Source organism: Cupriavidus sp. IK-TO18, from assembly GCF_015549295.1.
In the GTDB taxonomy this organism is placed as follows: Bacteria; Pseudomonadota; Gammaproteobacteria; order Burkholderiales; family Burkholderiaceae; genus Cupriavidus; species Cupriavidus oxalaticus_A.
Genome location: NZ_JADGMP010000071.1, coordinates 1 through 7,983, shown reverse-complemented (window position 1 = coordinate 7,983; position 7,983 = coordinate 1). Strand labels below are relative to the sequence as shown.

General features: G+C 69.2%; 7 protein-coding genes. All 7 read left to right on the top strand.

From position 1 onward, the window contains the following. The first annotated feature begins 140 nt into the window (after window positions 1-140). The gene (locus IPF36_RS34115; protein WP_133098113.1) at window positions 141-1,031 is read left to right on the top strand and encodes a dienelactone hydrolase family protein; all 891 of its coding nucleotides are present in this window, start codon (window positions 141-143) and stop codon (window positions 1,029-1,031) included. Window positions 1,032-1,075: 44 nt separating this feature from the next. After that, a complete protein-coding gene (locus IPF36_RS34110) occupies window positions 1,076-1,864 on the top strand; it encodes an enoyl-CoA hydratase/isomerase family protein (protein ID WP_133098114.1) in 789 nt (262 codons plus the stop codon). Window positions 1,865-2,190: 326 nt separating this feature from the next. Then, a complete protein-coding gene (gene bioA, locus IPF36_RS34105; protein ID WP_195432339.1) occupies window positions 2,191-3,597 on the top strand; it encodes an adenosylmethionine--8-amino-7-oxononanoate transaminase in 1,407 nt (468 codons plus the stop codon). Beyond that, window positions 3,587-4,801, top strand: coding sequence for an 8-amino-7-oxononanoate synthase (gene bioF / locus IPF36_RS34100; RefSeq protein ID WP_135704191.1), 1,215 nt, complete (start codon window positions 3,587-3,589; stop codon window positions 4,799-4,801). The genes bioA and bioF overlap by 11 nt, the downstream gene beginning before the upstream one ends. Then, window positions 4,798-5,535, top strand: a complete 738-nt coding sequence (gene bioD / locus IPF36_RS34095; protein ID WP_195432337.1) for a dethiobiotin synthase — start codon at window positions 4,798-4,800, stop codon at window positions 5,533-5,535. The genes bioF and bioD overlap by 4 nt, the downstream gene beginning before the upstream one ends. A gap of 23 nt (window positions 5,536-5,558) precedes the next feature. Continuing rightward, entirely contained in the window at window positions 5,559-6,581 is a 1,023-nt protein-coding gene (bioB, locus tag IPF36_RS34090) for a biotin synthase BioB (protein ID WP_133098118.1), read from the top strand. 110 nt (window positions 6,582-6,691) lie between these two features. After that, window positions 6,692-7,983 (top strand): acetyl/propionyl/methylcrotonyl-CoA carboxylase subunit alpha (locus IPF36_RS34085; RefSeq protein WP_195432335.1); only part of this gene is annotated, 1,292 nt, incomplete at its 3' end.

Genomic DNA, 7,983 nt, shown 5'->3' with positions numbered 1-7,983 from the left:
CTGTCGGCCAGCCTGAACGCGCCGATCGAGGACATGAAATTCGGCGTGTTCCGCATGTAGCGCCGTCACGGCATCGTCGCTGTCTGCTTTACTGGTTTCATGGCTTCATCGGTTTCATCGGTTTTTTGGCTGCTACTTCCATGCGTTGCGTGACCCGTCTGCTTTCCTGCCTTGCCACGGTGCTGGCCTTGCTGCCGGCGCTGCCGGCGCCGGCGCAGACCGGGGCCGGCACCGGGCAAGCCACGCCGCGCATGCGTTTCACCGAGCAGGTGGTGATGCTGCCCAAGGCCGCGATACCGTCGCGCATCGACCTGGAAGCGACGGTGTTCAAGCCGCCGGGAGAAGGGCCGTTCCCGCTGGTGGTGATCAACCACGGCAAGGCGCCGGGCCGGCCTTTCATGCAGGGGCGCGCGCGCTTCGCGGCGCAGAGCGCCGAGTTCCTGCGCCGCGGCTACGCGGTGGTGCTGCCGATGCGGCAGGGTTTTGCGCGCTCGGGCGGCGCCTACGTGGGCGGCAGCTGCGACATCGAGGCCAACGGCATGATGCAGGCCGACGACGTGGTGGCCGCGCTCGACTACATGGCCACGCTGCCCTATATCGACATGGAGCGCATCGTGGTGATCGGGCAATCGCACGGCGGGCTGACCACGATGGCCTTCAGCACCATCGGCTATCCCGGCGTGCGCGGCGTGGTCAACTTTGCCGGCGGGCTGCGCAACCTGAATTGCGCGGACTGGGAAGACCGGCTGGTCGACGCCTTCGCGAGCTATGGCAGCTCCGCGCGCTACCCGTCGCTGTGGGTGTACGGCGACAATGACAGCTACTGGCCGGTGCCATTGCCCGGCCGCATGTTCAACGCATACAAGGCGCAGGCCAAGGGAGAAGCGGCCAGGGCCTGGCTGGTCGACGTGGGCGACTTCGGCAACGACTCGCACCGGCTGTTCAGCGCGCGCGAAGGCATCCCGCTGTGGCTGCCCGAGGTCGCCGCATTTTTCCACTCGCTCGGCCTGCCGTTCGAGACCGGCTCCTGAGCCGCATCCGCCAATCATTCAGACATCCGCCAACGGAGCGAACCATGGAATTCACCACCCTCACCGTCAATATCGCCAACCACGTCGCCACCGTGACGCTGAACCGGCCCGACGTGCGCAATGCCTTCAACGAGACCGTGATCGCCGAAGTCACCGGCGCCTTCCGCGCGCTCGGCGACATGGACGAGGTGCGCGCCATCGTGCTGGCCGGCAATGGCCCGGCCTTCTGCGCAGGCGCCGACCTGAACTGGATGAAGAAGATGGCCGGCTACTCCGATGACCAGAACCGTGCCGATGCGCTGACGCTGGCGCAGATGCTGCATACGGTGTGGTCGTGCCCGCGCCCGGTGATCGCGCGCATCCAGGGCGACACCTATGCCGGCGGCATGGGGCTGGTTGCCGCGTGCGATATCGCGGTCGCCGCCGAGCACGCGCATTTCTGCCTGTCCGAGGCGCGCCTGGGGCTGCTGCCCGCCACCATCAGCCCCTACGTGATCCGCGCCATGGGCGAGCAGGCGGCGCGCCGCTACTTCATCACCGCCGAGCGCTTCGACTCGGCCGAGGCGCTGCGGCTCGGCTTCGTGCACGCGGTGGTTCCGGCCGAAGCGCTCGACGCCAAGGTGGCCGAGCTGGCGGCCGCGCTGGTCGGCAACAGCCCGAACGCCGTGCGCGAGAGCAAGCGCCTGGTGCAGGAAATCGCGGGGAGGATGATCGATGACGACCTGCTGGCGGATACGGCTGACCGGATCGCGAAGATCCGCGCGTCGGAGGAAGGGAAGGAAGGGGTGCGGTCGTTCCTGGAAAAGCGGTCGCCGTCGTGGCGGCCGGCCTGAGGCTTTAATCCAACCGAGTGTTTGCGTCCCTCTCCCGCGTGCGGGAGAGGGACGCCACGTTGCAGCACACCGGAAGCTTGCAGCTCCGAAAAAAAGCTCGCCGAATTTTGCGTGGAGATCGCGGCACGCTAAGCGCAAGACTGGTGCTTCATCCCGATAACATCCCCCAATTCCTGCTAAATCACCCCCAAATCAAGAAATTCGGCAACATTGCCAACCCCAAAGAGACATCCCTAACATGACCCTCCCAACCCGTCCGCCAACGTCGCGTACCCGGTCCAGCCGGCAGCGCCAGACACCCGGGCGGTCAACAAAGGAGGGCTACCTTGGATCACCTGTCCCTTTCCCCAGGCGGCGCGCAGTCGCTGGGCCAGCGCAGCCGCAACGCGGTCTGGCACCCCTGCACCCGCCTGCGCCCCGATGACGACGCCCTGCCGCTGGCGATCGTGCGCGGCGAAGGCCCGTGGCTGTTCGATGCCGACGGCCGCCGCTATTTCGACGCCACCAGCTCGTGGTGGGTCAACCTGTTCGGCCACGCCAACCCGCGCATCAACGCCGCGCTGGCGAGCCAGCTGGAGACGCTCGAGCATGTGATGCTCGCCGGCTGCACGCATGCACCCGCGGTGGAGCTGGCCGAGCGCCTGTCCGCGCTGAGCGGCGGCGCGCTCGGCAATGTGTTCTACGCCTCGGATGGCGCCTCGGCGGTCGAGATCGCGCTGAAGATGAGCTTCCACTACTGGCGCAACACCGGACTGCCGGCCAAGCGGGAGTTCGTCTGCCTGCGCAACGGCTACCACGGCGAGACCGTGGGCGCGCTCGCGGTGACCGACGTGGAGATCTTCCGCGACGCCTACGACCCGCTGATCCGCCGCGCCCACGTGGTGATGTCGCCCGACGCGCGCCAGGCCTTGCGCGGCGAATCGGCCGCCGACGTGGCCGCGCGCGCGCTGGCGGAGCTGGAAACGCTGCTGCGCGAGCGCGCCGGCCAGATCGCCGCGCTGATCGTCGAGCCGCTGGTGCAGGGCGCCGCCGGCATGGCGATGCATGACCCGTCCTACCTCGACGGCGCGCGCGCGCTGTGCGATCGCTACCGGATCCACCTGATCGCCGACGAGATCGCGGTCGGCTGCGGCCGCACCGGGACCTTCTTCGCATGGGAGCAGTCGCGCGGCGAAGCCGCGGCCGAGACGCCGCTGCCCGCGCATGCGTGGCCCGATTTCCTGTGCCTGTCCAAGGGCATCAGCGGCGGCTACCTGCCGCTGTCGCTGGTGCTGTCGCGCCCGGAAATCCAGCGCGCCTTTGTTGCCGACGAACTGGCGCGCAGCTTCCTGCATTCGCACTCATACACCGGCAACCCGCTGGCCTGCCGCGCCGCGCTGGCCACCCTCGACCTGTTTGAGCAGGACAACGTGATCGGTCAGAACCGCGAGCGCGCCCGCTGGCTGGCCGACGCGATGGCGCCGCTGGCCGCCGACGCGCGCCTGCAGCACGTGCGCCAGCGCGGCCTGGTCTGGGCCGCCGATGTGCGCGACGACGTGGCCGGCGCCGATTTCTCATCGCGCTTCCACCATGCCGCGCGCGCGCGCGAGCTGTTGGTGCGCCCCATCGGCAACACGCTGTACGTGCTGCCGCCCTATGTCTTCGATGCCGCGCAGGCAAGCTGGCTGGGCCAGCAATTGCTGGCCACACTCGACGATGTCACCACCGGCGCGGAGGTCCGCCATGCTGCTTGAACAACTGAAACAGGCCGCCGCACAGCGCCAGCAACTGGCGCTGACGCGCCGCCGCCGCATCGCCCATACCGCGTGCGCGCCGCACCAGGCCGTGGGTGCCGCCGATGCGCAGCCACAGCCGCTGCTGACTTTCTGCAGCAACGATTACCTCGGACTGGCGAACCACCCGAAGGTGATCGCCGCGCTGGCGGAAGGCGCGCACCGCTACGGCGCCGGCAGCGGCGCTTCGCACCTGGTCAGCGGCCATTCGCTGGCGCATGCGCAGCTGGAGGAGGAACTGGCACGCTGGTTCGCGCCGCAAATCCCGCATGCGCAGACGCTGTATTTCTGCACCGGCTACATGGCCAACATGGCGGTGCTGACCGCGCTGGGCACGGCGGGCGCGACGCTGTTCTGCGAATCGCTCAACCATGCCTCGCTGATCGACGGCGCCCGGCTGGCGCGCGCCGACGTGCAGCGCTACCCGCATTGCGACACCGTCGCGCTGGAAGCGCTGCTGGCGGCGAGCACCAGCGAGCGCAAGCTGATCGTCACCGACAGCGTGTTCAGCATGGACGGCAACGTCGCGCCGCTGCGCGAGCTGCTGGCACTGGCGGAGCGCTACGACGCGTGGATCATCGTCGATGACGCGCATGGCTTCGGCGTGCTGGGCGAGCAGGGCCACGGCGTGCTGGAAGCGCTGGGGCTGTCGTCCGAGCGCTTTATCTACATCGGCACGCTCGGCAAGGCCGCCGGCGTGGCGGGCGCGTTCGTCGCCGCGCACGAGACCGTGATCGAGCACCTGGTCAACACCGCGCGGCCATACATCTACACCACGGCCGCGCCGCCGGCGGTAGCGCATGCGCTGCTGGCCAGCCTGGCGATCATCGAAGGCGAGGAAGGCCGGCAACGCCGCGCGCAACTGGCGCGCTGCATCGCGCGGCTGCGCGAAGGCCTGGCGCGGCTGGCGGCCAGCGCGGGTTGGTCGCTGGGCGAGAGCCAGACCGCGATCCAGCCGCTGATCATCGGCGATAACGCCGCGTCGCTGGCGCTGTCGGCGGCGCTGGAAGCCGGCGGCATCCGCGTCGGCGCGATCCGGCCGCCGACCGTGCCGGAAGGCACCGCGCGGCTGCGCATCACGCTGTGCGCCGCGCACGACGAGGCCGATGTGCAACGGCTGCTCGACGCGCTGTCCGAGGCGATGCCGCGCAAGGAGGCTGCATGACCGCGCCGCGCAATTTCGCCTGCTTCGTCACCGGTACTGATACCGGCGTCGGCAAGACCCACGCCAGCGCCACGCTGCTGCATGCGTTGAAGGGCGCCGGCTACCGCAGCGCGGGCATGAAGCCCATCGCCAGCGGCAGCGAATGGCGCGATGGCCACTGGCACAACGACGACGTGGCGCAGCTGCGCGCCGCCAGTTCGGTGACGGTGCCGCTCGGCCATACCTGTCCGTTCCTGCTGCGCACACCGTGCTCGCCGCATCTGGCCGCGGCGCGGGAAGGGGTGCGCATCACCCGCGCACCGATCCGCGCTGCCTTCGACGCGCTGCGCCGGCAGGCCGACGCTGTGGTGGTGGAGGGCGTGGGCGGCTTCCACGTCCCGCTGGATGCCGGCGCGGTGCGCTGGAGCACCGCCGACCTGGCCGTGATGCTGGGCCTGCCGGTGGTGATGGTGGTCGGCATCCGCCTCGGCTGCCTCAACCACGCCGTGCTGACCGCCGAAGCGATCCGCGCGCGCGGCCTGGTGCTGGCCGGCTGGATCGCCAACCGCGTCGACCCCGACCTGCTGCTCGCCGACGAGAACATCGCCACGCTGCATGCATCGCTGGACGCGCCGTGCCTGGGCGAGCTGCCGTGGCAACTCGACCCCGCCGCCTCAGCAGGGCGCCTCGACCTCGCGCCGCTGTTCGCCGCCACCGCCAGATCCCGGGCCGAGGCCGCCGGCCTCGCCGCCTGAACCACAATCCGACTGAAAACAACATGACCCAAGCCCACACCGTTACCACCATCTCCGCCGAATCGCTGCGCCAGACTGCCCGCCAGCATGCATTGCCCGACGACGCCAAATGGCGCGTCGACGACGTTGCCGCGCTGTTCGCGCTGCCGTTCAACGACTTGCTGTTCCGCGCCCAGCAGGTGCATCGCGAGAATTTCGACGCCAACACCGTGCAGCTCTCGACGCTGCTGTCGATCAAGACCGGCGGCTGCGAAGAGGATTGCGGCTACTGCCCGCAAAGCGCGCACCACGACGCCGGCGTCAAGGCCGAGAAACTGATGGCGCTGGATGAGGTGCTCGACGCCGCGCGCGCCGCCAAGGCCAACGGCGCCACGCGTTTCTGCATGGGCGCCGCCTGGCGCAGCCCCAAGGACCGCCACCTCGAGCCGGTGATGGACATGGTGCGCGAGGTCAAGGCGATGGGCCTGGAGACCTGCGTCACGCTGGGCATGCTCAAGGCCGAGCAGGCGCAGCAGCTAAAGGAAGCCGGGCTGGACTACTACAACCACAACCTGGATACCTCGCCCGAGTTCTACGGCAAGATCATCACCACGCGCACCTACCAGGACCGGCTCGACACCATCGGCCATGTGCGCGACGCCGGCATCAACGTCTGCTGCGGCGGCATCGTCGGCATGGGCGAATCGCGCGAGGCGCGCGCCGGCCTGATCGCGCAGCTGGCCAACATGGACCCGTACCCGGAGTCGGTGCCCATCAACAACCTGGTCCAGGTCGAAGGCACGCCGCTGGCCGGCACCGAGGCGCTGGACCCGTTCGAATTCGTCCGCACCATCGCGGTGGCCCGCATCACCATGCCCGGAGCGATGGTGCGCCTGTCGGCCGGCCGGGAAGCCATGGACGAGGCGCTGCAGGCGCTGTGCTTCATGGCCGGCGCCAATTCCATCTTCTACGGCGAAAAGCTGCTGACTACCGGCAACCCGCAGGCAGATCGCGACCGCGCCCTGCTGGCCCGGCTCGACATCCGCGCGGAGGGTTACGCGGGGTAGTTGAGCGGGATGGTCTCGCGGCAAGGTTACGTGAGATAGCGACGCGGAATTAACCCATTGGACACCTCCCCGCCGTAAGATGCCGATAACGGCATAACAAGGAGGGAGCCATGTTCACCAAGGTCCTGATCGCAAACCGCGGCGAGATCGCCTGCCGCGTGGCCGCCACCTGCCGCCGGCTCGGCATCCGCACCGTCGCGGTGTACTCGGATGCCGACGCCGATGCCCGCCACGTCGCCTTCTGCGACGAGGCCGTCCATATCGGCGGCGCCGCCGCGCGCGACAGCTACCTGCGCGCCGACCACATCATCGAGATGGCGAAGGAGACCGGCGCCCAGGCGATCCACCCGGGCTACGGCTTCCTGTCCGAGAACGAAGCCTTCGCCGAGGCCTGCGCCGCGGCGGGGCTGGTCTTTATCGGCCCGCCGGCCTCCGCGATCCAGGCGATGGGCAGCAAGAGCGCGGCCAAGCAGCTGATGGAAAAGGCGTCGGTGCCGCTGGTGCCCGGCTACCACGGCGAAGACCAGGACCCGGTGCTGCTGCGCCGCGAGGCCGACCGCATCGGCTACCCGGTGCTGCTCAAGGCCAGCGCGGGCGGCGGCGGCAAGGGCATGCGCGTGGTCGAGTCGGGCGATGGCTTCGAGGCCGCGCTGGCGTCGGTCAAGCGCGAGGCCAGCGCCAGCTTCGGCGACGACAAGGTGCTGGTCGAGAAGTACCTGACCCGTCCGCGCCACATTGAGATCCAGGTGTTTGCCGATACCCACGGCAACTGCGTCTACCTGTTCGAGCGCGACTGTTCGGTGCAGCGCCGGCACCAGAAGGTGCTGGAAGAGGCGCCCGCGCCGGGCATGACCGAAGAACGCCGCCGCGCTATGGGCGAGGCCGCCGTGGCCGCCGCCAAGGCGGTGGGCTATGTCGGCGCCGGCACGGTAGAGTTCATCGCCAACCAGGACGGCTCCTTCTACTTCATGGAGATGAACACGCGCCTGCAGGTCGAGCATCCGGTCACCGAGATGATCACCGGACAGGACCTGGTCGAATGGCAACTGCGCGTCGCCGCCGGCGAGCCGCTGCCGCTGACGCAGCAGCAACTGCGCATCGACGGCCACGCGCTGGAGGCGCGCATCTACGCCGAGAACCCCGACAAGCAGTTCCTGCCCTCCACCGGCACGCTGCGCTTCCTGCGCACGCCGCCTGCGGTGCAGTTCATGCGTGGCGAGGACGCCCATGGCCCGGCCGGCATCCGCATCGATGCCGGCGTGCGCGAGGGCGACACCATCAGCCCGTACTACGACCCGATGATCGCCAAGCTGATCGTCTGGGGCAAGGACCGGGACGAGGCGCTGGCGCGGATGCGGCAGGCGCTGGCGGCGTATCACGTGGTCGGACTGTCGACCAACGT